Origin of the sequence: Pseudoduganella violacea, assembly GCF_014191875.1 — a bacterium.
GTDB classification, from domain to species: domain Bacteria; phylum Pseudomonadota; class Gammaproteobacteria; order Burkholderiales; family Burkholderiaceae_D; genus Rugamonas; species Rugamonas violacea_A.
The window spans coordinates 455,719-477,380 of record NZ_JACHXD010000003.1 but is presented as its reverse complement, the minus strand read 5'-3'; the positions used below and the strand labels follow the sequence as shown (position 1 = coordinate 477,380).

Genomic DNA, 21,662 nt, shown 5'->3' with positions numbered 1-21,662 from the left:
CAGGAAGCATTTATGTATCTGACCTATTTCAATGGCGCCTGGAGCGAAGGCAACGCCCCCTTGTTCGGCGCGATGGACCATAGTGTATGGCTGGGTTCCTCGGTATTTGACGGCGCGCGCTCCATCCGCGGCCATATGGCCGACCTGCGCCTGCACCTGCAGCGCGTGATCTACTCGGCCGAGCGGCTCGGCCTGAGCTGCCCGCTCAGCGTCGACGAGATGGAAACGCTGGTGCGCGAAGGCGTCGCCAAATTCCCGGCCGATGCCGAGCTGTATATCCGTCCGCTGGTGTTCGGCACCGACGGCCTGCTGATTCCCGTGGCCGAGAAAAGCGCCTTCGCCCTGACCCTGTTCGATGCGCCGATGCCGCCGTTCACCGGCTTCAGCGCCTGCCTGTCCGAGTTGCGCCGTCCCGACGCCGCCATGGCGCCGACCGACGCCAAAGCCTCCTCGCTGTACGCCAACACCACGCGCGCCCTGCGCGCCGCCAAGGAACGCGGCTACGATAACGCCGTTGTGTGCGACAGCGAAGGTCACGTCGCCGAATTCGCCACCGCCAATATCTTCTTCGTCACCCCCGCCGGCCAGGTCGTGACGCCGGTGCCGAACGGCACCTTCCTCTCCGGCATTACCCGTGGCCGCGTCATCGCCCTGTTGAAAGAGGCCGGCATCGTCGTCGAAGAGCGCAGCGTCAAGCCCGAAGAGCTGAACAGCGCCGCCGAAATCTTCAACACCGGCAACTTCGGCAAAGTCACGCCCTGCATCCGCTACGAAGGCCGCGACCTCCCGGTCGGCCCCATCGCCAGCAAGGCCCGCGAGCTCTACATGGCCTACTCCGACGCCAACTAAGTCCGCCTTTGCGCCAAATCAAAGAATGTCCACCCTGGTGTCAGGCACCAGGGGAGGACATTGTTTGATATTGCGCAAAGAATGTCCTACTCCGGTGCCTGACACCAGGGTGGACATTGTTTGCGCTGGATCAAACGGTGGGGCTTAGCGGGCCTTGGGGGCGGCGCCGCAGTCGGGACTGAGCCAGCGGCCGCTGCCTTCGACCATCATCTGCTGGGGCGCGCCGTGGGCTTGGCTGGTGACGTCCATGCGCATGGTGTAGCCGGTGTCGCCTTCGAAGATGACTTGGCCTTTGCCTTGCGAGGGTGGTTTGTTGCAGTGGAAGCTGACGTTCATGCCGCCCGGGACCGGGGTGCTGGTGCTGCGGCAGTCGCCAGGCTGGCCGGCCGGCAGTTCACGCTTTTCGGCCATTTCCTTGGTCATGCAGTAGGTGAGCTTGACGCCACCGCCGTCGGCCAGATTGAGGCCGACGCCGCGCTGGGCCATCATCTGTTCCAGCATCTTGCGCTGGTCGGCCGGCAGATTCGCCATTTCCTTTTGCGCGCGCGCCATCGCTTGCATGGTTTCCGGACTGCCGCCGGCGATGCGGTTGTTCATCTCCCATAGGCCGGGCTTGAGGGTCTGGGCGCCGGCGCTGCCGCTTAACAGCAGCAAGCCGGCCAGCAGGGCGGGGCGGAAGGACATGGGCGAGCTCCGGTGGCTCAGCTGCGCGGCTGGGGCTCGGCAACAAAGATTTCTACACGGCGATTGCGGGCGCGGCCGGCATTGTCCTCGTTGGGGGCGATCGGTTCGCGCGCGCCGCGGCCTTCGACCACGACCCGGGTGGGCGAGACGCCGCGCATGGCCAGGTAGTCGCGCGTGTGCGAGGCACGGTCCACGGACAGGGGCTGGTTGATGGCGTCGCTGCCGGTGCTGTCGGTGTGGCCGATGATGCTGACCGTGGCGGCCGGGTTGTCGTTGAGCGTGCTGGCGAAGCGGTCGAGGATGGGCCGGAAATTGGCCTTGATGTCGGAGCGGTTGGTGTCGAAGGAAATATCGCTGGGGATTTCCAGCTTCAGCCGGTTGTCGGGGGTCTGGCTGACCTGGACGCCGGTGCCCTTGGTGGCTTGCTCCATGGCCCGTTTCTGGTCTTCCATGCGCTGCGACCAGATATTGCCGGCGATGGCGCCGACCGCCGCGCCCAGCACGGCGCCGCCGGCCGCGCGGCCGCTGCCGCCACCGCCGGTGCTGGCGCCGAGAATGGCGCCCAGGCCGGCGCCGATGCCGGCCCCGGTGGCCGTGCCGCGCTGCGTCGCGTTCATGTCGGCGCAGCCGCTGGCGGCCAGGGCCAGCAGCAGGGCCAGCGCGCCGGCTAGGGGTTTGGTGGATGTCTTGTGTTGGAAGTTCATGTCAGTCCCTCCTGAATTGTCCAGCAAGTGTAGACCGAAACGGAAAGCGGCGCTGTACCTTGTTGTACAGCGCCGGGGAACAGGAGTGGCTGGCGCGCAACGCGGACTAGACGCCGCGTCCGCTGATCAGGCGCAGCAGCACCATGATGATGGCCACCACCAGCAGCACGTGGATGAAGCCGCCGATGGTGTAGGACGTGACCAGGCCCAGCAGCCACAGAATGATGAGGACAACAGCTAGCGTGTATAACATGATGGACTCCTTCTCTCGGGTTGATGGGGGGATTGTTGCCTGTCTCAGCTTTTAACTCTGTACGCTGACGAACAGTATTAGCCGTGCCGCAACTGGCCTTGGACGATGCGGATGCGCTCGCCCTGCTGCCAGGCCGCGGCGCTGTGGACGGTGCGGCGCTTGCCGTCGTCCAGGCGCACCGTCACTTCATAGCTGGTGCGCGCGTTCATATTGCCTTCCACCTGGTTGCCGACCACGGCGCCGCCGATGGCGCCGGCCATGGTGGCCAGGTCGCGTCCGCTGCCGCCGCCGATCTGGTGGCCCAGCAGGCCGCCCACCACGGCGCCGCCCGCCGCGCCGACGCCGCTGCCATTGGCGCGGGTGCGGATGGTGCGCACCGATTCCACCACGCCGCAGTGGCGGCAGACGGCGGGCGCCGCGACGGCTTGCGCGGCATCGTGCGCCGCGCCGCCGCCATTGCCCGCAGGCGCGGCGGCATAGTGCTGCGCGCGCAGGCTGGCGCCCGGCGGCGGCGCGGGCGGCAGCGGCGCGCTCGAGCCGGCCGCGCCATGGCCGTCGGGGGCGGCGCTCTCGCTGACCGGCGCGCTCAGCGATGGCGTAGCCGCCGGGGTGCTGTGCCCGGAAGAGCTGGGCAGCCAATCCATCAGGGCGGCGATGCCGACCGAACAGAACAGCAGCACGGCAACGGCGGCCGTCATCAGCAGCGGATGCAGGGGCTGTTTGCTGGCGGGGGGAATGAGGGGAGTCATGATGGGCTTTCCAATTGCATGTCGACGCCGTGATTGTCGGCCGCGGACGCTGCTTTTTCAGTGCGTCAGCGTACATACAGGGAAAATACTTGCCGGTAAGCTAGGCCTGACCGATGTGCAGAAGCCGACCACTCTGACCCGACCGCGATGATTGTTAACTTTGACACCGCTCATGGCAGCGCCCTGATTCCCTCCCGCGGCAGCAACCGCCTGCTGGCGAGCTTGCCTGAGGACGACCTGGACCATATCCAGTCCCTGTGCGAGCTGGCGATGGTGGACGTGGGCGAAGTGCTGTACGAGCCCGGCCAGCCGATCGGCCACCTCTACTTCCCGCTTGACGCCCTGGTCTGCCTGCTGGCCGTGGCCGAAGGCCGCATGACCTTGGAAGTGGGCGCGGTGGGGCGCGAAGGCATGCTCGGCGCCTCGGTTGCGCTGGGCCACCAGGCAGCCCAGGTGCGCGCCGTGGTGCAGCGCGCCGGCTATGTCTTGCGCATGGAGGCCGGCGACTTCTGCCGCGAGTTCGCGCATATGGAGTCCTTGCAGCGCCTGCTGTCGCGCTATACCGATGCGCTGCTGGCGCAAGCCATCCAGATCGCCGTGTGCAGCCGCTTCCATGTGCTGGAAGCGCGGCTGGCGCGCACCCTGCTGGTGACGCGCGACCGGCTGCAGTCGGAACGCTTTCATCTGACCCATGAATTTCTGGCCCACGCCCTGGGCGTACGCCGTGTCGGCGTGACCAAGGCCGCCAGCGCCCTGCAGCAGCAAGGTCTGATCAGCTATAGCCGGGGCAATATCGAGATTCTGGATTCGGCGGGACTGGAGGCGGCGTCCTGCGGCTGTTATGCGCTGGTCAAGGACGATGGCAGTATCGGCATGGGCAGCGTCTTCCTATAAGGCTGGCGCTGCCCGGCAAGGCGGAGATTAACGCGGCGGCTTGTTGACCTGGTTGCCGATCACGCCCCCGACGGCGGCGCCGCCCACGGTGCCGACGGCGCTGCCGCCGGACAGCACGGAGCCGGCCACGGCGCCGACGCCGGCGCCAATCGCGGTATTACGGTCCTGCTGCGACATATTCGAACAGGCGCTCAGGCCGAACAGCGCGCCCAGCAGGGCGCCGCCAGTGAGAATTTTCTTGATTTGCATGATGATCTCCTTGTGTATGCAGCCACGCGGGCTTGGCGGAAACCAGCATAGAACGGGCCGACTCTGCGCTCTGTTCGTCAGCTCACTTAGTTACGCTTAGTTACGTATTCCCGGCCGCGGCGCCAGCTTCTTGCCGGGCGGCGGCGCCACCGGCTTGCGCGCCGCCTCGGCCAGCAGCGGGCCGCAAGGCGTATCGCTGCTGCCGCCGCCGCTGATCAGGGGCGCCAGCGCGGCCACCGGCGCGGCCAGGGTGGCCAGCGCGATGGCGCCGCCGGCGCGCAGGGCCAGCACGCCCTTGTCGATGTCGACGTCGGGATGCTTGAAGGTGCCGCGCACATAGATGGGCGAGCGCAGCGAGATGATGCGCAAGCCCTTGCTGTCGGGTTTCATGGTCAGGTCCAGGCGCTCGTCGTCGAGGCTGACGGCGCCGCTGATGCGCACCGTGGCGTCCTCGGTGTCGACGACGAAGCTGCGCGTCTGCGCCAGGCCGTCGGTGACAGCGAAATCGCCCGCCAGGCAGTTCAGCTTGACCTGCTTGTCGCCCACCAGTTTGGTCAGCACGATGCTGCCGATATTCAAGCCCATCTGTTCGAGCAGCAGCTTGCTGATCTGGCCCTGGCTGATGCGCGTCTTCAGTTCGCCGTTCGACTGGGCCAGCAGGGTGGCGACCGAGTTGCCGGTGGCGCTGAGCTTGGTGTCGGCATTGATCACGCCGACGGTGGCCTGCAATTGCGGCAGGTGCGGGAACAGTTCCTGCAAGCGGATGCCGCGCGCGCTGGCCGCGAGGTCGGCGCGGATGGCGTTCTTGGCGTCGCGCCCGCTGCCGTCGAGGGTGACGGTGGAGGCCAGCTTGCCGCCGGCGAAGTCGAAGTTCAGCGGGGTCAGCTTGAGCACGCCGTCGCGCAGGTGGAATTCGGTTTCCAGGTGGCTGATCGGCAACTGCTCGGTGCGCACGATGCGCGCGGCGCGGTAGCTGACGTCGGCGTCGATGCTGGTCCAGCGTTCGGTCTTGAAGGTTTCCACCGGCAGCACTTTCTCGCTCGGCTGCACAGCGGGCAGGCCGCGCGCTTGCTTGCTGGCGTTGGAGTCGGCGCCGATCAGCGGGCCGAGGTCGGCAAATTGCAGCAGCTTCGACTGCACCGTGCCGCTCAGGTGGCCACGCGGCTGTTTTTGTTCGTACACCAGCTTGCCGGCGATATCGCTGGAGCCGACGCGGCCGGTGAACTGGTCGTAAGTCCAGCGGCTGTGCTGGCCGGCCAGCGTGCCGCGCAGGCGGCCTTCGGTGGCGAAGGGTGGGGTTTCCGGCAGCACCAGGCCGGTCAAGGCGTACAGGCGCGCCATGCTGGCGCCGCCGACCTTGAGCCGGAAGTCGATGGCGGCCAGTTGCAGCGGCCGCGTCAGCGTGCCTTCGGCCGCGATATGCACCAGGCCGACCTGGGCCTTGCCCTGCAGCGGGAAGGGCTGGTCGCCCTGCAGCGAGAGCACGGCGCCGGCCTTGCCCTGGCCGCTGACGGGCTGCCTGTTCCAGCGTCCCTCGGCGCGCCAGGACACGCCGTACTGGCTGTCCTGCGCCAGCGTGTCGAGGTGGGCGGTGGCGTCGATCTTCTGCGGCACATCGACCAGGCGTACGCTGCCCTTGCTGAACACCACGCGCTGCAGGTCGAGCCGCCAGGGCGATTGCGGGTTGCGCTTGAAGGTCCAGTTGTTCTTGCCGTCGGCGGTGCGCTGCAGATAGACCTGGGGCGCCGTAAAGCTCAGCAGCGGGATCGTGATCTTTTGCTCCAGCAGCGCCAGGGGATTGAGCGAGAAGGACAGCTCGGCCGCGCTGGCCATATCGGCCGGCACCGTGTCGCCGCTGTGGGCGGCGGCGGCCAGCATGGGCGCGGGATTGCCCAGGTGGACATCGCGCGCCAGCAGATGCGGCCAGGGCACGAGGCCGCGCCAGCCCAGCTCCTGCGGCTGGCGTTGCCAGCTCAGGGCCAGATTGCCGCGGATGGCGAAGGGGCGCTCGATGGCGGCGCTGACTTTCTCGTTCAGCCAGGGCCGGGCCCGGTTCCAGTCGTAATGGTAGAGCACGATCAGGGCGGCGGCGGGAACGGCGAGCAACACGCCCCCGGCGGCGAGGGCAAGCTTGGTGCGGCGGGACAGGCTCATATGCATCACTTTCATTTTTTTCGGAGCATACCAAAGCCTAACTCACGACGGCAAGCCTCTGTGTGCGCTCCCGCACGCAAGGCGGCACAGGCTGGACGGTATGTGCGTCTGCGTACAGAAAGAGCGCGGCGGCGCGTCTTATAAAGACATACCTTCAACGCCAACAAGGAGAACGATATGGCCCCAAGCAAAATCCGGCCCGCCCTGTGCGGCCTGTCCCTGGTGCTGCTGAGCGCTTGCGCCAGCGGTCTGAAAACCCCGGCCACCGCCGATGTGGCGGCCTCGCGCGAAGCGGTGGAAAGCGCCGGCTCCTCCGGCGCGGCCGAGCTGGCCCCGGACGAGCTGGGCTCGGCCCGCGAAAAAATGCTGCGCGCCAGCCAGGCGCTGGCCGCCCGCGATTACCAGCTGGCCCGCGATCTGGCCCAGCAAGCCCAGGCCGATGCCCGCCTGGCGCAAAGCAAGGCCAATTCGGCCAAGGCCGCCAACGCCGCCGACGCCTTGCAGGAAGACTTGCGCGTGCTGCGCGAGGAACTCGACCGTGCCAACAAGTAAGCCTGAAAAGCAAGCCTGACAAACACGTCTGAACGAAAGGACCGATCATGAACAAACTCTTGCTCAAACCCGCCGCTCTGTTGCTGGCCCTGGGCCTGGCCGCCTGCTCCAGCACGCCCACCACCACCAGCCTGCTGGAACAGGCGCGCGCCGACTTCAGTTCGGCGCAAAGCAGCCCCGCCGTGGCCCAGTATGCCCAGCCTGAGCTGGTCCAGGCCGGCACGGCCCTGGACCAGGCCAATGCCGCCGCCGCCCGTCGCGAAAGCCTGAACGAGATCGACAAGCTGGCTTATGTCGCCAAGCAGCGCATCGCCACGGCGCAGGAAGTGGCGAAAGCCAAATCGGCCGAAGCCGCGCTGTCCGACGCCGCGCGCCAGCGCGACCAGGTGCGTCTGCAGGCGCGCACGGCCGAGGCGGAGCAGGCCAAGCGCAGCGCCGAACAGGCGCAGCTGCAGGCCGCCAATGCCACCGCGGCCCAGCGCGACGCCCAGGCCCAGGCCGATCGCCTGGCGGCCCAACTGGCCGATCTGCAAGCCAAGAAAACCGAACGCGGCACCGTCATCACTTTCGGCGATGTGCTGTTCAATGTCGACCAGGCGCAGCTGACCGCGCAAGGCATGGCCGTGGCCCGCAAGCTGGCCGATGTGCTGCAGCAGAACCCGGAGCGCAGCGTGCTGGTCGAAGGCTTTACCGACAGCACCGGCAGCGCCGCCCACAATCTGCAGCTGTCGCAGCGCCGCGCCGAAGCCGTGCGCGTCGCCCTGGTGGGCATGGGCATCGAACGCAGCCGGGTCGAGACGCGCGGCTATGGCGAAGCCTATCCGGTGGCCGGCAATGCCACCTCGGGCGAACGCCAGCTCAACCGTCGGGTTGAAATCGTGCTGTCCGAAGCCAATAGCCCGATCGCGGCGCGCCGCTAATCACTGCAAAGGACCATCATGCCGCAAATTATTTCCACGCCGCCCAAGGGCATCGACAAGGCCGCCATCCGCGCCGCCGCCGCCAACCTGGCCGACGGGCCAGTAACACAGGGCTACAAGGGCAACCGCGAAGCCATCGTCACCATGCTGAACGGCGCCCTGGCCACCGAGCTGGTCTGCATCAACCGTTATAAACGGCACTATTACACCGTGAGCGGCTTGCAGAACGCCGCCATCAAGGCCGAATTCCTGGAGCATGCCCAGCAAGAGCAGGAACATGCCGACTGGCTGGCCGAGCGCATTATCCAGCTCAATGGCGAACCCGATTTCAACCCGGCAACGTTGCTTGACCGCAGCCATGCCGAGTATGATGACTCCACGGAGGTCCAGGCCATGGTGCGCGCCAATCTGGTGGCCGAGCGCGTCGCCATCGAGTCGTACCGCCAGATGATCGAGCAGATTGGCGAGTCCGATCCCACAACACGCCAACTTTTGATCAAGATCATGGCAGTCGAGGAAGAACACGCCGACGATATGAGGGATTTGCTTGATTAAGCACGGCGCGTTACAGTGCGTTCTTTCTCACCGTTTATAACAAGGAGCTTCATCATGCTGGAAAATAACATCAGTACCGTGAACAACGACGTGAAAACCCTGGTCAAGGATGCCCAGGCACTGTTCACGGCGGCAACTGCATTGTCGGGTGAGAAAGCGGAAGAACTGCGCGGCCGCGGCATGCGCGCGCTGGAATCGGCGCTGGCCAAGGCCCAGGAAGCCCAGGCCAGCGCGGTCGCGGCCACCAAGGAAGCGGCCAAATCGACCGACGCCTATGTGCATGAAAACCCCTGGCGTTCGGTCGCCATCGCGGCCGGCATCGGCCTGCTGGTGGGCGTGATCGTCGGCCGCAAGTAAACGGTGTCCGGTGCCGATATGAGCCACCCCGATCCGCAGCATCCGGCAGGACTGATCGCTTCGCTCTCGGCCTTGCTGAAGAGCTGCATCCGCCTGCTGCTGTCGCGCCTGGAACTGGCGGCGCTGGAGCTGGGCGAGGTGCGCCAGCACCTGATGCAGCTGGCCGTGGTATTCGCGCTGGCGCTGGTGGCCTTCTGGTTCGCCATCGCCTTCGGCACGGCGGCCCTGATCTATCTGGCCTGGCAGAGCATGGGCTGGACCATCTTGCCGGTGCTGGCCGGGGTCTTCGTGCTGGCGGCGCTGGGCTTGCTCTGGTATGGCCAGCGTATGGTCAAGCAGGGCAAGCTGGGCCTGCCCGCCACCATGGCCGAGCTGAAGGCCGACCGCGATATGCTGCTGTAAGGGGATGCCATGAGCAAGGAAGAGCAAAAACTGGCCCTGGCCGCGGCCAAACAGCGGCTGGTGGCCGAGGGCGAGCTGCACCGCCTGACCACGCTGCACGCCAAGATGCAGCTGCGCCAAGCCCTGCGTCCCGAAGCCTTGCTGCATGGGGCGGTCGACCATGCCGTGGGCGTGGCGCAGTCGCGCCTGGGTGGCTTGCTGAGCCCGGGCGGCTTGAGCCAGCTCAACTTCAAGACCATCATGCCGTATGCGCTGACGGTCGGCTCCTTCATCGTGCGCAAGCGGCTGTACAAGCCGGCGCTGGCGGTGGCCGCCGTGGCGGCGGCCGGCGCGGCCTGGCTGCTGCGGCGCAAGCGTGCCGAGGTGGAGGACGATGCCGGTGTGGACGAAGCACCCTGGGAGTGAAGGGGCTTGGAGTCCCCAAAACAAAACGCCGCTGCACGCGGCGTTTTGTTTTGGGGGCCGGCTTTATTCGCCGGTGACGTCGGTCTTTGGCGGCTGGTGCGCCTCGGCATTGAGCTGGGCCAGGTTGGCCATATCGTCGCGGTAGGTCTGGCGCGCCGCCGCTTGGCAATCCTTGCGTTCGGCGGCGGGCTGCTGGCGGCAATCGGCCAGCGCTTCAGTGAGGGCGGCGCCGATTTCCTTGCGCAGCGTGGCCAGTTGCGCCTTGTTGCCGCGGTCTTCCTTGTACCAGCGCGCCGGATCGCCGCGCGCCAGTTCCTGTTTCTGATGTTGGGCCGTGTCCGGCGGCGTGGTCTGGGCGGCGGCGCTGCCGCACAGGCCCGCGGCCAGCAGGCTGGCGATGAGCATCTGTTTCATGGTGAACTCCCGAAGCGGGGCGCCGCGGCGCCCCTGGTTACGCTTACAGCCTGCCGGTGAGCAGCAGGATCAGCAAGACGACAACGACAATCCCGGCCAGGCCGCTCGGCGCATAACCCCAGTTGCGGCTGTGCGGCCAAGCCGGCAGTGCTCCGACCAGGAGCAGGACGAGAAGAATCAGCAGTATGGTGCCCATGCGGCGCCTCCTTTCTCAGCGTGGCCGCTTCAATAGCGGTAGACGCGGCCGTCGACCAGGCGCACGCGGTTGCCCACGCGCAAGTCATAGGCGCTGTCCTGGTTGATGGTGCGGTAATCGCCGTTATCGAGGCGGATGCTGATCTGGTAGACCTCGCGCGCCTCGTTGCGGTTCGATTCGATATTGTTGCCGAGCACGGCGCCGCCGATGGCGCCGGCCGCCGTGGCCGCCGCGCGGCCGCTGCCCGAACCGATCTGGTTGCCGACCAGCGCACCGACCAGGCCGCCGGCCACGGCGCCCGCGCCGCTGGTGGCCGGATCGACACGCACCATCTGGATGGAATCGATGGTGCCGTAGGTCGACGCGTCGGCCTGGCTGGAGTAGGACGTGTTCTGCGGGTAATTGCTGCTGGCGCAGCCGGACGCCAGCGCCGCCACCGCTACCATCACAGCCAACAGGGTGGTATTCGTTTTCATCTTATCCTCCTGGAAAAAGGTGGGTTCAGCTTAGTCAAGCGGCCGCGCCGGGTCTGTGCGATGCCGCACCATGCCGCGCTGAGACGGCTGAGTGCTGTTTGGTACAAATCATTTTCTATGTTCGTCAGCGTACAGAAGCAACGCGACAGTTACGCGACACTGCCTCTGTGCCCGGAAGCGGGCAACGCAGAAAGAACCGAAACTACCCAAGGAGATATGCCATGAAAATCGCACACAAAATTGCCAGCGCCGTCTTTGCCGCCGCGACCGTGTTGACCCTGGCCGGTTGCGCCTCCACCCCATCGCAGGAAGGGACCGGCGAGTATGTCGACGATGCGGTGCTGACCACCAAGGTGAAAGCCAGCATCTTTAATGAGCCTAGCCTGAAATCGACTGAAATCAATGTCGAGACCTTCAAAGGCACCGTACAGCTGAGCGGCTTCGTGGCCCAGCCGGCCGATATTTCCAAGGCCGGTGAAGTGGCGCGCGGCGTCAAGGGCGTGAAGTCGGTGAAAAACGATATCCGCGTCAAGTAAGCGGCAAGGCCGCCGGCGCGGCTGACGCGCCGGCGGCATGGGCCTGGCCATGAAGCCGCCGTCCCCTTCGCTGCCGCCGTTGACGGGAACGGCGCCGCCCGCCGGCCCCGAGGCGGGGTCGCCCGACCCGGCGGCGCCAGGCGACTTGCGCCTGCCGCTGCATGGCCATGCGCGCGGGCTGGCGCTGGCCATCATCGCCACGGTCGTCTTCCTGTATGCCCTGCAGTGGGCGCGCGATTTTCTCGTGCCGCTGGCGCTGGGCATCCTACTGTCCTATACCCTGAATCCCGTGGTCTGCTGGCTGGAGCGCTGGCGCGTGCGCCGTTCCTTCGGCGCCACGCTGATCACGGCCGCCATCCTGTGCGGCTCGGCCGCCACGATCGAACAGGTGCGCGGCGAATTCCTCAACATCCTCGGCGAGTTGCCGGCCGTCACGCATAAGCTGTCGCGCCTGCTGACCGGGCAGGGCGGCGCCCTGCAGCGCATCCAAGCCGCCGCCACCGAGATCGAGCAAGCCACCGCCGGCAGCGGCGCGGCCTTGCCTGCCGCCGGCGCCAAGCGCCCGCCGCGCAAGACGGCGCCGGCGGCCGTGGCGGCGAGCGGCGGCATCAAGGTCATCGACTGGGTCTGGGCCGGCTCGCGCGGCCTGGCCGGCTTCCTGGGCCAGGCCACCATGGTGATCTTCCTGCTGTACTTCCTGCTGCTCTCGGGCGACACCTTCAAGCGCAAGCTGGTGCGCCTGACCGGCCCTTCGCTGAGCAAGAAGAAGGTCACGCTGCACATCCTCGACGATATCAACACCTCGATCCAGGCCTATATGTTCATGCTGCTGGTGACGAATGTGCTGCTGGGCTTGCTGATGTGGCTGGCGCTGAGCGCCATCGGCCTGGAGAACGCGGGCGCCTGGGCCGTGGTGGCGGGCTTGCTGCACCTGATGCCTTACTTCGGCACCTTGTTGCTGGCCGCGGCCACCGGCGCCGCCGCGCTGCTGCAATTCGGCGCCTTGCAGCCGGCCCTGATGGCGGTCGGCGCGGCGCTGGCGATCTCGACCCTGGTGGGCACGGTGGTGACGACCTGGATGACGGGCCGCATCGCGCGCATGAACGCGGCGGCCGTGTTTGTGAGCCTGCTGTTCTGGGGCTGGTTGTGGGGCGTCTGGGGCTTGCTGCTGGGCGTGCCGCTGATCGTCATCGTCAAGGTGGTGGCCGAGCGCATCGAAGGCATGGAAGTGCTGGCCGAGCTGCTGGGCGATTAGCGCTGCAGCTTGCCCTCGGCGTCGCGCGGGTGGTGGCGCAGGCTGCCCAGCTGCAGCGCGTACTGGCGCGCGAATTCGGCGCCGAGGAAAAACACCTGGGCCGAGTAATACACCCACAGCAGCAGGGCGATCACGGAACCGGCCGCGCCGAAGCTGCTGGTCACGCCGCTATTGCCGATATAGGTGCCGATCGCGTATTTGCCGATGCTGAACAGCAGGGCCGTGCCGAAGGCGCCGGCCAGCACGTCGCGCCAGGACAGGCGGATGCGCGGCAGCATCTTGTAGATCACGGCGAAGATGGCGGCGATCACGGCGAAGCCGATGGCGCTATTGATCCAGTCCAGCACGATGGCCGCGCCCTGCCAGTGGCTGTGCCAGAATTTCTCCAGCAGGCCGAGCGCGGCGCTGACCACCAGCGACACCGTCAGCAGAAAACCCAGCACCAGCACCATGCCGAAGGAGAGCAGGCGGGTGCGCACGGCATCCCATAGCGAGCCTTCGGCCAGCGGCGGCAACTGCCAGATCTCGTCCAGGCTCGATTTGAGTTCGGCGAACACGGTGGTGGCGCCGAACAGCAGCAGCGCGGCGGCGATGGCGGCGGCCCAGCGGCCTTCGCTTTCGTTGCGCGCGCCGGCCAGCACCAGCTGGATGGCGGCCGCGCCCTGGTCGCCGAGCAGGCCGCGCAGCTGGGCGAACAGCTCGCCCTGGGCCGCCTGCTTGCCGTAGAACAGGCCGGCGATCGAAATCACCAGCACCAGGATCGGCGCCAGCGAGAACAGGGTATAGAAGGCCAGCGCCGCGCCCTTGCTGCTGGCGCGGTGGGCGAACCACTCGCTCAGCGTGCAGTAGGCGATGTGGGGCAGGGAGCGCGCCTGGTGGCGCCAGCGCTGCAAGCTCATGGCAATCTCCTGGTTGAAAAAGAAAAAGGGGCATGACGCCCCTTTTTCGTTACTGCCTGGCCGGTCTTACTGGACGCGGCGTTCGACGGTGATCTGTTCGACTTCCACGCGGCGGTTCGGTTCCAGGCACTTGATCAGATCCGCGCGTTTCTTGTCGGTGCAGCTCACGACCGGATTGGCCTTGCCTTTGCCTTGGGCGTTCAGGCGCGAACCGGCCACGCCCTTGCTTTCCAGATAAGCCTTGACCGCGTTGGCGCGGCGCTCGGACAGTTTCTGGTTGTACTTGTCGGCGCCCAGGCGGTCGGTGTAGCCGGTGATGGTGATGTCGCCGATGCTCGGATTGTCGTTGAGCAGCTTGGCCACATCGTCCAGCTTGGGCTGGGCGCCGGCCAGCTTGTCGCTGTCGAAGCCGAACAGTTCGGTGGCCGACATCGTCACTTTTTCGAAGCGTGGCGGTGGTGGCGGTGGTGGCGGCGCGACTGGCGGTGGGGGCGGCGGCTGCACGGCGACTGGGGCCGGAGCGGGCGGGGCCGGTGGCGCCGGCGGCGCGCCGAAGGCGTAGTTCAGGCCCAGGTTCAGGTAGACGTTGTTGACCTTGGACGGGCGGAACTCGTCGCCGCGCAGCATGCCGTGCACATTGCGCACGTCGGCCTGGAAGGACCAGCGCTCATTGATGGTGGACTGGAAGCCCAGGCCGGCGCTCACATACGGCGAGCTGCGGCGGGCCGAGGGCGAACCCACCAGGTTCAGCTTGTCGCGCTCGGCGCCCACGCCCAGCAGCAGGAAGGGGCGGAAGGATTGGCGCGAGAACATGTACAGGGCGTCGATGCCCAGGGTCTGCTGGGTGTATTTCGAACCGTTTTCCTTGGAGCGGGCGTGGGTCAGGCCCATCTGGATATCCCAATCCTGGGATACGGCTTTACCGAACTTCAGGCCGACGCCGGGGCCGGTCTTGTCGACCAGCCAATCGCTATCGGGTTTGAAAGCGCTGATGCTGGGCTGGATATACCAGTTGGGGTTGATCGTGGCGTCCTGCGCCGAGGCGGCGGCAGTGGCACACAGCAGGGCTGCGGCAAGGGCAATTTTCTTATTCAAATTTGACTCCCGTGAGTTGAGAAAAAGTAATACAGCAAGGCCTGGGCCGGACTGTTACATCTCAGCTTAGTGGCCCCATGCATTGCGGGTCAGTGCGCTAGCGCACAAACTACATTGTGATTTTGCGCAATGTTGTAATTTTACCACGGGAACCCCCATGGCGCCGCGCTGTCCAACAAAAAGCGCGCCGCTCCGGAACCGGAGACGGCGCGCGGCGGGGGCCGGAATCAGCGTGCAGGCGGCGGGTTTTGCTCGGCTGGCGGCGCCGGCTCGGCCGGTTTCGGTTCGGCCGGATGCGGCTCGGCCGGTGCGCCCGGCGCGCCTTGGGCGCCGGCCGGGCCGGGTTCGCCCTTGGCGCCTTCCGGACCTGCCGGACCTGGCACCGGGACGGGGACCGGCACGGCGGCCGGGGCGGGGGTTTCCACCACCGGCGGCGGGTTGTTGACGGTTTTTTCGCAGGCGCTCAGGCCGAAGGCGGCGGCCGTGGCGGCCAGCAAGATGGCGTATCGCATGAGGTTCTCCTTGAAAGGATGGACGAATTGATGAAGCCGCAACCAGTGTAGGCGCGGCGCCGCCAGCCTTCTGTACGCAAACACACAAAGCTGCTTAGACTGATTAATTTGACAATAAATTATCACTAGCACAATTTTGTGCCGCTCTTATGTTCGTTGCCGCACAGACTGAAGCATCCAAATCCGGCAATCTGGGGCCCAGTGTTCAAGAATGCCGGCCCTGAAAATGCCGCGCAATCCAGGCAATTGTTATAAGGAGTGTTCAAATGCATGCAATCAGCGAATCCCGCGATACGTCCCTCGGAGAGATGATGGCAGCCAATCAGGAGCTGCACCTGGCCGCGGCGGCGGACCGACCGCGCCTGGCCCTGGTTGAACGCCCCGGACCGCCCGTACCCGAGCGCAAAGCGCTGTCGCTCGCCTCGATCGAACGCGTGCGTTCGACCTCGGCCACCCAGCGCCGCATCGAAAACATGCAGAAGCTGATCGGCGAATTGCAAAACCATGAGATGCTGGCCGATGAAATCGCCTGGTTCCTGAAATTCTCGCCCTCGGGCGCGCGCAAATACATCCGCGACCTGCGCGAAGCCGGCGTGATCGAGCTGGCGCGCTATATCGAGGGCACCGCCACCTATCTGGGCAAGGCGGTCTACCAGCTGACCCCGGACGCCGAGCGCGTCAAGGCCTTCCTGGCCGCCATCGTCCAGCCCAAGCGCGAAGGCGCGCCGCCGCGCAAGGAGCGCCCCAGCCTGCGCGAGCAGAATATGGCCGGCAATGGCCGCCACTTCCATATCCTGGCCGACGACACGCATTATGCAATCCGCGTCAACCGCAACCCGGTGGTGCGCGATCCCCTGGTCGAAGCCTTGTTCGGCGCGGCGCCCTCGCAACAGAAGGCGCTGTAAGAAGAGAAGTGTTAAGCTAGTCCATACCGCCCCGGCGCAGGCCGGCGCGGTTGAATTGTCGGCCAGAAGCCCCATCTGCGGCGGACGAGTTCCCTTATGGACGGCATCATGGAAGCATTGACCTGGTTTGCCCTGAGTGCGTTGACCATCGGCGCCCCGTTTCTGTATCCGCTCTGGTCGCTGCGGCGCGCCCTGTCCCGCCCCTTGCGGCCGGAGCAGCTGGCGCTGCTGGCGCGCGGCCTGCCCATTTATGCGCGCATGGCGCCCGCCCTGCAGCAGCAGTTGCAGCGCCTGGTCGTGCAATTCCTGCACCAGAAAAAATTCGTCGGCTGCGCCGGTCTGGAGGTGACGGAGGAAATGCGCCTGAGCATCGCCGGCCAGGCTTGCCTGCTGCTGCTGAACCGTCCCAGCAAGGTCTATCCGGCCCTGCATACCATCCTGGTCTATCCCGGCGCCTTCGTGGCCGTGCGGCCCGAAGTGGGGCCGGGCGGCGTGGTCAGCCATGCCGAACAGGGCATGCTGGGCGAATCCTGGTCCGATGGCCGCGTGGTGCTGTCCTGGGACGATGTGCAGCGCGGCGCCGCCGACTGGAGCGATGGCCACAATGTGGTGCTGCATGAATTTGCCCACCAGCTCGACAGCGAGTCGGGCGCCAATAATGGCGCGCCCTATCTGGGCAGCCGGGAAAGCTATCTGAGCTGGTCGGCCGTGCTCTCGCGCGACTACGCCAATCTGCGCCACGAGGCCTGGTATGGCCGCCACGACAGCGTGATGGACCATTATGGCGCCACCAGCCCGGCCGAATTCTTTGCCGTCGCCACCGAAACCTTCTTTGAAAAGCCGTGGCAGATGGCCGAACGCCATGCCGCCCTGTACGGCGAGCTGCAGAAATACTACCGCGTCGATCCGCGCGCATGGCAGGCGCCGCCCGCGCCGCCGGAAGCGGAAGCCATGCCCGCGCTGGCGCCGCCCGGCGGCCGTTCCTACGCCTGGGCCAACTGGTGAACGGCATGGAATTCGAGGACTTCGAATTCTTCAATCAAGACGCCGCCCCCGGCGGCAAATCCTCGCCCCACGGCGCCGCCTCGCCGCTGGTGCGCCTGCAATACCTGGTGGACAACACCCCGGCCGTCATCTATTGCACGGTGCCGAGCGGCGACTTCAAGATGACCTTCGTCAGCAATAATGTGGTGAATATGCTGGGCTATCGGCCGGAAGAGATGACGGCCGACCCCAATTTCTGGTTCGACCATATCCACCCCGACGACGCGCCGGCCATCTTTTCCAGCCTGGCCAAGGTGTTTACCGAGGGCTTGCGCGCCTACGAGTACCGCTTCCGCGCCGCCGACGGCCGCTATCTGTGGATGCACGATACGCTGCGCCTGATCAGCGACGAGAGCGGCGCGCCGCTCGAAGTGATCGGCGCCCTGACCGACATCACCGACCGCAAGTTGATGGAGGAAGCCTTGCAGGCCAAGGGCCGCGAGCAGCAGCAGTTGATCGCCAAGCTGGGCCAGGCGCACGAGCAACTGCTGCAGGCCGAGAAGATGGCCTCCATCGGCCAGCTGGCGGCCGGCGTGGCGCACGAGATCAACAACCCGATCGGCTTCGTCAACTCGAATATGGGCTCGCTGCAAAACTATGTCGGCACGCTGTTTCGCGTCATCAAAGCGTACGACGCGGCGCTGGCCGAGCAGCCGGCCCTGCAGGCGCGCCTGGCCCCGCTGCGGCGCGAGGCCGACCTCGATTTCCTGGAGGAAGACACCACGGCCTTGGTGCGCGAATCGATGGATGGCTTGAAGCGGGTCAAGGAGATCGTCCAGGCGCTCAAGGACTTTTCCCATGTCGGCGAAACCGAATGGCAGGTGGCCGACCTGCACCACGGTCTGGACAGCACCCTCAATATCGTTGCCAATGAGCTCAAATACAAGGCCGAGGTGATCAAGGAATACGGCCAGGTGCCGCCCATCGAATGCCTGGCTTCGCAGCTCAACCAGGTATTCATGAACCTGCTGGTCAATGCCGGCCAGGCGATCCGGGACAAGGGCACCATCCGCATCCGCACCGGCGCCGAAAAAGGCTGGGCCTGGGTCGAGATCCGCGATAGCGGCGTCGGCATCGCGCCGGAGCACTTGAACCGCATCTTCGAACCCTTCTTCACCACCAAGCCGGTGGGCAGCGGCACGGGACTGGGCCTGTCGCTCTCCTACAGCATCGTGCACAAGCATGGCGGCAAGATCGACGTCGCGTCCCAGCCCGGCAAGGGCACGGTGTTCCGCATCCTGCTGCCGCAGCGGCGCCCGCCCGAGAGCAAGCCCGCCGCTACAGGATGATGGAGCCGTCCGGCCCCCAGTTGACCTTGAGGATGCCGGGTTCCTCTTCCTCCAGCCGCTGCGCTTCGAGTTCCTGCGCCCCCAGAGCGTGGCCGGCGTGGTTGGCCAGGCCGGCATCGGCCAGCAGCTTGTCGCGCAGGACCAGGGCTTCGCGCACGCAGTTGCCCAGATCGCTCACCGACCAGGGTTTGGGAATGAAGCGGAAGACCTGGGCTTCATTGATGGCGCTCATCGCGGTCTGGAATTCGGTGGAGGCCGAGAGCATGATGCGCACCGTGTGCGGCGCCACTTCCTTCAGCGCCTGCAGGAAGGTGACGCCATCCAGTTGCGGCATGCGGTAATCCGAGATGACCAGATCGAAATCGCATTCGCAGATGCGCTGCAGGGCCTGGCGCGGATGCTCGAAAGCTTCGATCAGCAAGTCCTCGATCTGCAGGTGCACGCGCAGCGAGCGGCGCAGGGCGTTCAATACCTTGACTTCATCGTCCAGCAACAGAAAACGCCTCATGGCGCGCTCCTTTTCACCCAGATCGGCAAACGGTTCTGACTCTTGCTTTCGAAATCCTGCACCTGTTGGATCAGGCGCGCGTCGAGCACATGGTCGGCCGCCAGCAGCATCAGGCCGTCGCGGCTGATCAGGTCGCGCGCCAGCACCATGCCCGGCACCAGCTCGCCCGACAGCAGCTCCAGGCCGCCGGCCGGATCGTCCGGGCCGGCGCCGTCGAGCACCTGGCGGAAGGCCGCCACCACGCTCGGATCGTAGCGCTTGCCCGCCGCGTCCAGGATCAGGCTCTTGGCCTCGTCGGCGCGCAGATGGCGCTGCACCATGCCGCCTTCCTGCAGATTGTAATAATCGACGGCCAGCGACAGGATGCGCGCGCCGAGCGGGATGGCGAAGCCGGACAGCCCTTGCGGGAAGCCGTTGCCGTCGAAGCGCTCGAGCTGGGCGCGCAGGATGGCGGCGCTGCCGCGCAGATCGGGCAGGGGCATCAGCAATTCCTCGGCGCGCTGCGGATGCTTGCGGTACAGGCCGAGCGCCTCGCCATGCAGCAGGGTGAGCGGGGTGGCCAGCAGCTCGTCGGAAAAGCCGATCTTGCCGATATCGTGCAGCAGGGCGGCGACGAAGACGTCCTGCACTTCCTTCGGCTCGGCCTTCATCTGCTGGGCGATCTGGCGCGCCAGGTCGGCGATCTTGCGCGCCAGTCCGGCCAGATTGCTGCCGCGCTGCTCGGCGATGCTGGACAGGATCTTGATGGTGGTCAGGAAGTTCTGCTTGAGCTTCTCATTGGCCGCCACCGCCGCCTCGTGCAGCGCGCGCAGCTGGCGCGTGCGTTCCTCGACCTTGGCTTCCAGGCCCTGGTTGAGCGCCTTCAATTCCTCGTTCTGGTGCTGGGTCAGCGCTTCCAGGCGCAGTTTTTCCTGCTCCAGCGCGCGCCGCTCCAGCGCGTGGCGCACCACCAGCACGATATCGTTGTCGTCCCAGGGCTTGGTGATGTAGCGGTAGATTTCGCCGCAGTTGATGGCGTCCAGGATGGACTGGATGTCGGAATAGCCGGTCAGCAGCAGGCGCAGCACGTCGGGCCGGCGCGCGCGCACCTGGGCCAGGAAGCGCGCCCCGTCCATCTCCGGCATGCGCATATCGGAGATCACCAGGTCCACCGCCTCCTGTTCCAGTACCTGCAAGCCTTCCGCCCCGCTTTCGGCCGTCAGCACGCGGTAGCCGCGCGCGCGGAACAGGCGGCGTAGGGCCGACAGGATGTTCGGCTCGTCGTCCACGCACAGCAGGGTGGCCGCCGGGGCGGGTGCGGGCGTGGTTTGCGGCAGCACGGAACTCATGGACTGGCCTCCTGTTGCTCATCGTCTGGGTGGCGCACCGGCAGCAGCACGCAAAACGTCGTGCCCTGGCCCGGCGCGGATGCGACGCTGATCGTGCCCTGGTGCTTTTGCACGATGCCGTAGGCCAGCGACAGGCCCAGGCCCGTGCCCTTGCCCACGGCCTTGGTGGTGAAGAAGGGATCGAAGATGCGCGACAGGTTTTCCGGCGCGATGCCGCAGCCGGTGTCGCTCACTTCCAGCCGCACCTGGCCGTTTTCGCTGCTGGTGCGGATGGTGATGCGGCCGCGCTCGGGGCCGATGGCATGGGCGGCGTTGACCACCAGGTTCATCACCACCTGGTTGATCTGCAGCGGCAGGCATTCGATGTCGGGAATCGCGCCGTACTCGCGCACCACGTCGGCCTTGTATTTGACCTCGTTGCTGACGATGTTCAGGGTGGAGTCGATGCCCTGGTGCAGATTGGCCCAGACCCATTCCTGGCTGCTGTCGACGCGCGAAAAATCCTTCAGGTCTTGCACGATATGGCGCACCCGCACGATGCCTTCGCGCGATTCGGCCATCAGCGAAGGGATGTCTGCGCGCAGAAAATCCAGGTCGAGCGCGGCGCGCCGCGCGCGCAGGCCGCCGGCCAGGGCGGGATCCATCTGCTCTTCGGCGGCGCGGTAGTCGTCGAGCATGGCGAACAGCTCGTCCAGATAACCGTGCAGGGTGCCGAAATTGGAGAAGATATAGCCGATCGGATTATTGATCTCGTGCGCCACGCCGGCCGCCAGCTGGCCGATCGAGGCCAGCTTTTCCGACTGCAGCAGCTGCTGCTGGGTGCGGCCCAGGCGCGCATTGAGCTCGGTCAGCTCGGCATTGCTGCGCCGCAGTTCCGCTTCCGCCGCCTGGCGCTGGCGGATATCGTCTTCCAGGCGCTGGTTGACTTCGGCCAGCTGGGCGGTGCGCACCTCGACCAGGTGCTCCAGATTGTCGTGGGCTTGGCGCAACGCGTTTTCCGCCACGCGCCGCTCCGTCACGTCGCGCAGGGTCTGGATGGCGCCGACCAGGCGGCCGTCGTGGTCGCGCAGCGGGGCGGCCGTGAAGTGCAGCCAATGGCCGCTTTCGCCCAGATTGGGAAAGAAGTCTTCCTCCTCGTAAGCGCCGGGGATCAGGGCCGAGCGGCGGTGCTGGCGCTCGCGGTACAGGCGGTCGGTGGCGGGATCGGCGCCGGCCACGATCAGGTCGGCCAGCAGGTCGCGCGGCCGGGGGTAGAAGGCTTGCCAATGCTTATCCGTGCCCAGCATCTCTTCCTTGCTCCAGCCCAGCAGCTGTTCGCAGGCCTTGTTCCAGTGCGTGACCACATGCTGCAGATCGATGACGAAGGTGGCCACCGGATGGCCGTCCAGCAGCTCGGACAGGGTGATGGCGGCCGGCGCCGGCGCGGCGCCGGCGGGCGTCGGGTGGCGGGAGGAGATGGGTGCCATGCCGCTCGCCCC

Annotated in this window: 28 protein-coding genes; 13 read left to right on the top strand and 15 right to left on the bottom strand. The window is 66.3% G+C overall.

Annotated features, from left to right (window positions below):
* Positions 1-12: 12 nt before the first annotated feature.
* The gene (locus tag FHS03_RS08135; RefSeq protein WP_183440487.1) at positions 13-849 is read left to right on the top strand and encodes a branched-chain amino acid aminotransferase; all 837 of its coding nucleotides are present in this window, start codon (positions 13-15) and stop codon (positions 847-849) included.
* A 144-nt stretch (positions 850-993) separates the two neighbouring features.
* Here FHS03_RS08135 and FHS03_RS08130 read toward each other — a convergent pair whose 3' ends face one another.
* From FHS03_RS08130 to FHS03_RS08115, 4 genes are all read right to left on the bottom strand, one after another.
* A complete protein-coding gene (locus FHS03_RS08130; protein WP_183440486.1) occupies positions 994-1,533 on the bottom strand; it encodes a DUF3617 domain-containing protein in 540 nt (179 codons plus the stop codon).
* 17 nt (positions 1,534-1,550) lie between these two features.
* Complete coding sequence (locus tag FHS03_RS08125) at positions 1,551-2,237, bottom strand: YiaD family glycine zipper/OmpA-like lipoprotein (protein ID WP_183440485.1); 687 nt, start codon at positions 2,235-2,237, stop codon at positions 1,551-1,553.
* 106 nt (positions 2,238-2,343) lie between these two features.
* Positions 2,344-2,490, bottom strand: a complete 147-nt coding sequence (locus tag FHS03_RS08120) for a lmo0937 family membrane protein (RefSeq protein ID WP_150119079.1) — start codon at positions 2,488-2,490, stop codon at positions 2,344-2,346.
* 77 nt (positions 2,491-2,567) lie between these two features.
* Entirely contained in the window at positions 2,568-3,239 is a 672-nt protein-coding gene (locus tag FHS03_RS08115; RefSeq protein WP_183440484.1) for an outer membrane lipoprotein, read from the bottom strand.
* A 147-nt stretch (positions 3,240-3,386) separates the two neighbouring features.
* Between FHS03_RS08115 and FHS03_RS08110 the strand changes: the two genes are divergently transcribed.
* Positions 3,387-4,133: a Crp/Fnr family transcriptional regulator gene (locus tag FHS03_RS08110; RefSeq protein WP_183440483.1), complete on the top strand. Its 747-nt coding sequence runs from the start codon at positions 3,387-3,389 to the stop codon at positions 4,131-4,133.
* 27 nt (positions 4,134-4,160) lie between these two features.
* Here FHS03_RS08110 and FHS03_RS08105 read toward each other — a convergent pair whose 3' ends face one another.
* Positions 4,161-4,382, bottom strand: coding sequence for a YMGG-like glycine zipper-containing protein (locus FHS03_RS08105; RefSeq protein ID WP_183440482.1), 222 nt, complete (start codon positions 4,380-4,382; stop codon positions 4,161-4,163).
* A gap of 96 nt (positions 4,383-4,478) precedes the next feature.
* Positions 4,479-6,536: an AsmA family protein gene (locus FHS03_RS08100; protein ID WP_183440481.1), complete on the bottom strand. Its 2,058-nt coding sequence runs from the start codon at positions 6,534-6,536 to the stop codon at positions 4,479-4,481.
* Between the two features lie 177 nt (positions 6,537-6,713).
* Between FHS03_RS08100 and FHS03_RS08095 the strand changes: the two genes are divergently transcribed.
* Genes FHS03_RS08095 through FHS03_RS08070 form a run of 6 tightly spaced genes read left to right on the top strand, consistent with a single transcriptional unit; the run spans position 6,714 to position 9,727 of the window.
* Positions 6,714-7,088, top strand: coding sequence for a DUF4398 domain-containing protein (locus FHS03_RS08095; protein WP_183440480.1), 375 nt, complete (start codon positions 6,714-6,716; stop codon positions 7,086-7,088).
* Between the two features lie 47 nt (positions 7,089-7,135).
* Positions 7,136-8,008, top strand: coding sequence for an OmpA family protein (locus FHS03_RS08090; protein WP_183440479.1), 873 nt, complete (start codon positions 7,136-7,138; stop codon positions 8,006-8,008).
* Positions 8,009-8,026: 18 nt separating this feature from the next.
* Positions 8,027-8,563 carry a ferritin-like domain-containing protein gene (locus FHS03_RS08085; protein WP_183440478.1) on the top strand — a complete coding sequence of 179 codons (537 nt, stop codon included), beginning with the start codon at positions 8,027-8,029 and terminating at the stop codon, positions 8,561-8,563.
* Between the two features lie 54 nt (positions 8,564-8,617).
* Positions 8,618-8,920 carry an ElaB/YgaM/YqjD family protein gene (locus tag FHS03_RS08080; RefSeq protein ID WP_050408634.1) on the top strand — a complete coding sequence of 101 codons (303 nt, stop codon included), beginning with the start codon at positions 8,618-8,620 and terminating at the stop codon, positions 8,918-8,920.
* Between the two features lie 18 nt (positions 8,921-8,938).
* Positions 8,939-9,322, top strand: coding sequence for a phage holin family protein (locus FHS03_RS08075; RefSeq protein ID WP_183440477.1), 384 nt, complete (start codon positions 8,939-8,941; stop codon positions 9,320-9,322).
* 9 nt (positions 9,323-9,331) lie between these two features.
* Positions 9,332-9,727, top strand: coding sequence for a hypothetical protein (locus FHS03_RS08070; protein WP_183440476.1), 396 nt, complete (start codon positions 9,332-9,334; stop codon positions 9,725-9,727).
* 63 nt (positions 9,728-9,790) lie between these two features.
* Here the strand turns inward: FHS03_RS08070 and FHS03_RS08065 are convergent, their stop codons facing one another.
* From FHS03_RS08065 to FHS03_RS08055, 3 genes are read right to left on the bottom strand one after another with little or no spacing between them, the layout of a single operon-like run.
* Positions 9,791-10,141: a hypothetical protein gene (locus FHS03_RS08065; protein WP_183440475.1), complete on the bottom strand. Its 351-nt coding sequence runs from the start codon at positions 10,139-10,141 to the stop codon at positions 9,791-9,793.
* A 43-nt stretch (positions 10,142-10,184) separates the two neighbouring features.
* Positions 10,185-10,337: a DUF3309 family protein gene (locus tag FHS03_RS08060; protein WP_183440474.1), complete on the bottom strand. Its 153-nt coding sequence runs from the start codon at positions 10,335-10,337 to the stop codon at positions 10,185-10,187.
* A gap of 29 nt (positions 10,338-10,366) precedes the next feature.
* Positions 10,367-10,813, bottom strand: a complete 447-nt coding sequence (locus tag FHS03_RS08055) for an outer membrane lipoprotein (RefSeq protein WP_183440473.1) — start codon at positions 10,811-10,813, stop codon at positions 10,367-10,369.
* A 221-nt stretch (positions 10,814-11,034) separates the two neighbouring features.
* Between FHS03_RS08055 and FHS03_RS08050 the strand changes: the two genes are divergently transcribed.
* Both FHS03_RS08050 and FHS03_RS08045 read left to right on the top strand, forming a co-directional pair.
* Positions 11,035-11,349 (top strand): BON domain-containing protein, encoded by a 315-nt coding sequence (locus FHS03_RS08050; RefSeq protein WP_050408629.1) that lies wholly within the window; start codon positions 11,035-11,037, stop codon positions 11,347-11,349.
* Positions 11,350-11,398: 49 nt separating this feature from the next.
* Positions 11,399-12,604, top strand: a complete 1,206-nt coding sequence (locus FHS03_RS08045; protein WP_371871625.1) for an AI-2E family transporter — start codon at positions 11,399-11,401, stop codon at positions 12,602-12,604.
* Here the strand turns inward: FHS03_RS08045 and FHS03_RS08040 are convergent.
* The 3 genes from FHS03_RS08040 to FHS03_RS08030 all read right to left on the bottom strand — a co-directional run bounded on the left by FHS03_RS08040 (position 12,601) and on the right by FHS03_RS08030 (position 15,110).
* Complete coding sequence (locus FHS03_RS08040; protein ID WP_183440471.1) at positions 12,601-13,503, bottom strand: YihY/virulence factor BrkB family protein; 903 nt, start codon at positions 13,501-13,503, stop codon at positions 12,601-12,603. The two genes, FHS03_RS08045 and FHS03_RS08040, sit on opposite strands and share 4 nt — an antisense overlap.
* 66 nt (positions 13,504-13,569) lie before the next feature.
* Positions 13,570-14,598, bottom strand: coding sequence for an OmpA family protein (locus tag FHS03_RS08035; protein ID WP_183440470.1), 1,029 nt, complete (start codon positions 14,596-14,598; stop codon positions 13,570-13,572).
* Positions 14,599-14,825: 227 nt separating this feature from the next.
* Positions 14,826-15,110 carry a hypothetical protein gene (locus tag FHS03_RS08030; RefSeq protein WP_183440469.1) on the bottom strand — a complete coding sequence of 95 codons (285 nt, stop codon included), beginning with the start codon at positions 15,108-15,110 and terminating at the stop codon, positions 14,826-14,828.
* Positions 15,111-15,421: 311 nt separating this feature from the next.
* Between FHS03_RS08030 and FHS03_RS08025 the strand changes: the two genes are divergently transcribed.
* The 3 genes from FHS03_RS08025 to FHS03_RS08015 all read left to right on the top strand — a co-directional run bounded on the left by FHS03_RS08025 (position 15,422) and on the right by FHS03_RS08015 (position 18,348).
* The gene (locus FHS03_RS08025) at positions 15,422-16,015 is read left to right on the top strand and encodes a winged helix-turn-helix domain-containing protein (protein WP_183440561.1); all 594 of its coding nucleotides are present in this window, start codon (positions 15,422-15,424) and stop codon (positions 16,013-16,015) included.
* A 108-nt stretch (positions 16,016-16,123) separates the two neighbouring features.
* On the top strand, positions 16,124-17,020 hold the full coding sequence (locus tag FHS03_RS08020; RefSeq protein WP_183440468.1) for a M90 family metallopeptidase: 897 nt from the start codon (positions 16,124-16,126) through the stop codon (positions 17,018-17,020).
* 5 nt (positions 17,021-17,025) lie between these two features.
* A complete protein-coding gene (locus FHS03_RS08015) occupies positions 17,026-18,348 on the top strand; it encodes an ATP-binding protein (protein ID WP_183440467.1) in 1,323 nt (440 codons plus the stop codon).
* Here the strand turns inward: FHS03_RS08015 and FHS03_RS08010 are convergent.
* From FHS03_RS08010 to FHS03_RS28520, 3 genes are read right to left on the bottom strand one after another with little or no spacing between them, the layout of a single operon-like run.
* Complete coding sequence (locus tag FHS03_RS08010; RefSeq protein WP_183440466.1) at positions 18,338-18,856, bottom strand: response regulator; 519 nt, start codon at positions 18,854-18,856, stop codon at positions 18,338-18,340. The two genes, FHS03_RS08015 and FHS03_RS08010, sit on opposite strands and share 11 nt — an antisense overlap.
* Entirely contained in the window at positions 18,853-20,184 is a 1,332-nt protein-coding gene (gene nosR, locus FHS03_RS08005) for a response regulator c-di-GMP phosphodiesterase, NosR family (RefSeq protein WP_183440465.1), read from the bottom strand. Before nosR ends, FHS03_RS08010 begins: the two co-directional genes overlap by 4 nt.
* Positions 20,181-21,650, bottom strand: a complete 1,470-nt coding sequence (locus tag FHS03_RS28520; protein WP_183440464.1) for a PAS domain-containing sensor histidine kinase — start codon at positions 21,648-21,650, stop codon at positions 20,181-20,183. Before FHS03_RS28520 ends, nosR begins: the two co-directional genes overlap by 4 nt.
* Between the last annotated feature and the right edge of the window lie 12 nt (positions 21,651-21,662).

Coding starts and splice junctions, on each gene's coding strand:
- FHS03_RS08135 (WP_183440487.1), top strand. CDS start 13: ATGTATCTGACCTATTTCAATGGCGCCTGGAGCGAAGGCAACGCCCCC.
- FHS03_RS08130 (WP_183440486.1), bottom strand. CDS start 1,533: ATGTCCTTCCGCCCCGCCCTGCTGGCCGGCTTGCTGCTGTTAAGCGGC.
- FHS03_RS08125 (WP_183440485.1), bottom strand. CDS start 2,237: ATGAACTTCCAACACAAGACATCCACCAAACCCCTAGCCGGCGCGCTG.
- FHS03_RS08120 (WP_150119079.1), bottom strand. CDS start 2,490: ATGTTATACACGCTAGCTGTTGTCCTCATCATTCTGTGGCTGCTGGGC.
- FHS03_RS08115 (WP_183440484.1), bottom strand. CDS start 3,239: ATGACTCCCCTCATTCCCCCCGCCAGCAAACAGCCCCTGCATCCGCTG.
- FHS03_RS08110 (WP_183440483.1), top strand. CDS start 3,387: ATGATTGTTAACTTTGACACCGCTCATGGCAGCGCCCTGATTCCCTCC.
- FHS03_RS08105 (WP_183440482.1), bottom strand. CDS start 4,382: ATGCAAATCAAGAAAATTCTCACTGGCGGCGCCCTGCTGGGCGCGCTG.
- FHS03_RS08100 (WP_183440481.1), bottom strand. CDS start 6,536: ATGAGCCTGTCCCGCCGCACCAAGCTTGCCCTCGCCGCCGGGGGCGTG.
- FHS03_RS08095 (WP_183440480.1), top strand. CDS start 6,714: ATGGCCCCAAGCAAAATCCGGCCCGCCCTGTGCGGCCTGTCCCTGGTG.
- FHS03_RS08090 (WP_183440479.1), top strand. CDS start 7,136: ATGAACAAACTCTTGCTCAAACCCGCCGCTCTGTTGCTGGCCCTGGGC.
- FHS03_RS08085 (WP_183440478.1), top strand. CDS start 8,027: ATGCCGCAAATTATTTCCACGCCGCCCAAGGGCATCGACAAGGCCGCC.
- FHS03_RS08080 (WP_050408634.1), top strand. CDS start 8,618: ATGCTGGAAAATAACATCAGTACCGTGAACAACGACGTGAAAACCCTG.
- FHS03_RS08075 (WP_183440477.1), top strand. CDS start 8,939: ATGAGCCACCCCGATCCGCAGCATCCGGCAGGACTGATCGCTTCGCTC.
- FHS03_RS08070 (WP_183440476.1), top strand. CDS start 9,332: ATGAGCAAGGAAGAGCAAAAACTGGCCCTGGCCGCGGCCAAACAGCGG.
- FHS03_RS08065 (WP_183440475.1), bottom strand. CDS start 10,141: ATGAAACAGATGCTCATCGCCAGCCTGCTGGCCGCGGGCCTGTGCGGC.
- FHS03_RS08060 (WP_183440474.1), bottom strand. CDS start 10,337: ATGGGCACCATACTGCTGATTCTTCTCGTCCTGCTCCTGGTCGGAGCA.
- FHS03_RS08055 (WP_183440473.1), bottom strand. CDS start 10,813: ATGAAAACGAATACCACCCTGTTGGCTGTGATGGTAGCGGTGGCGGCG.
- FHS03_RS08050 (WP_050408629.1), top strand. CDS start 11,035: ATGAAAATCGCACACAAAATTGCCAGCGCCGTCTTTGCCGCCGCGACC.
- FHS03_RS08045 (WP_371871625.1), top strand. CDS start 11,399: ATGAAGCCGCCGTCCCCTTCGCTGCCGCCGTTGACGGGAACGGCGCCG.
- FHS03_RS08040 (WP_183440471.1), bottom strand. CDS start 13,503: ATGAGCTTGCAGCGCTGGCGCCACCAGGCGCGCTCCCTGCCCCACATC.
- FHS03_RS08030 (WP_183440469.1), bottom strand. CDS start 15,110: ATGCGATACGCCATCTTGCTGGCCGCCACGGCCGCCGCCTTCGGCCTG.
- FHS03_RS08025 (WP_183440561.1), top strand. CDS start 15,422: ATGGCAGCCAATCAGGAGCTGCACCTGGCCGCGGCGGCGGACCGACCG.
- FHS03_RS08020 (WP_183440468.1), top strand. CDS start 16,124: ATGGAAGCATTGACCTGGTTTGCCCTGAGTGCGTTGACCATCGGCGCC.
- FHS03_RS08015 (WP_183440467.1), top strand. CDS start 17,026: ATGGAATTCGAGGACTTCGAATTCTTCAATCAAGACGCCGCCCCCGGC.
- FHS03_RS08010 (WP_183440466.1), bottom strand. CDS start 18,856: ATGAGGCGTTTTCTGTTGCTGGACGATGAAGTCAAGGTATTGAACGCC.
- nosR (WP_183440465.1), bottom strand. CDS start 20,184: ATGAGTTCCGTGCTGCCGCAAACCACGCCCGCACCCGCCCCGGCGGCC.
- FHS03_RS28520 (WP_183440464.1), bottom strand. CDS start 21,650: ATGGCACCCATCTCCTCCCGCCACCCGACGCCCGCCGGCGCCGCGCCG.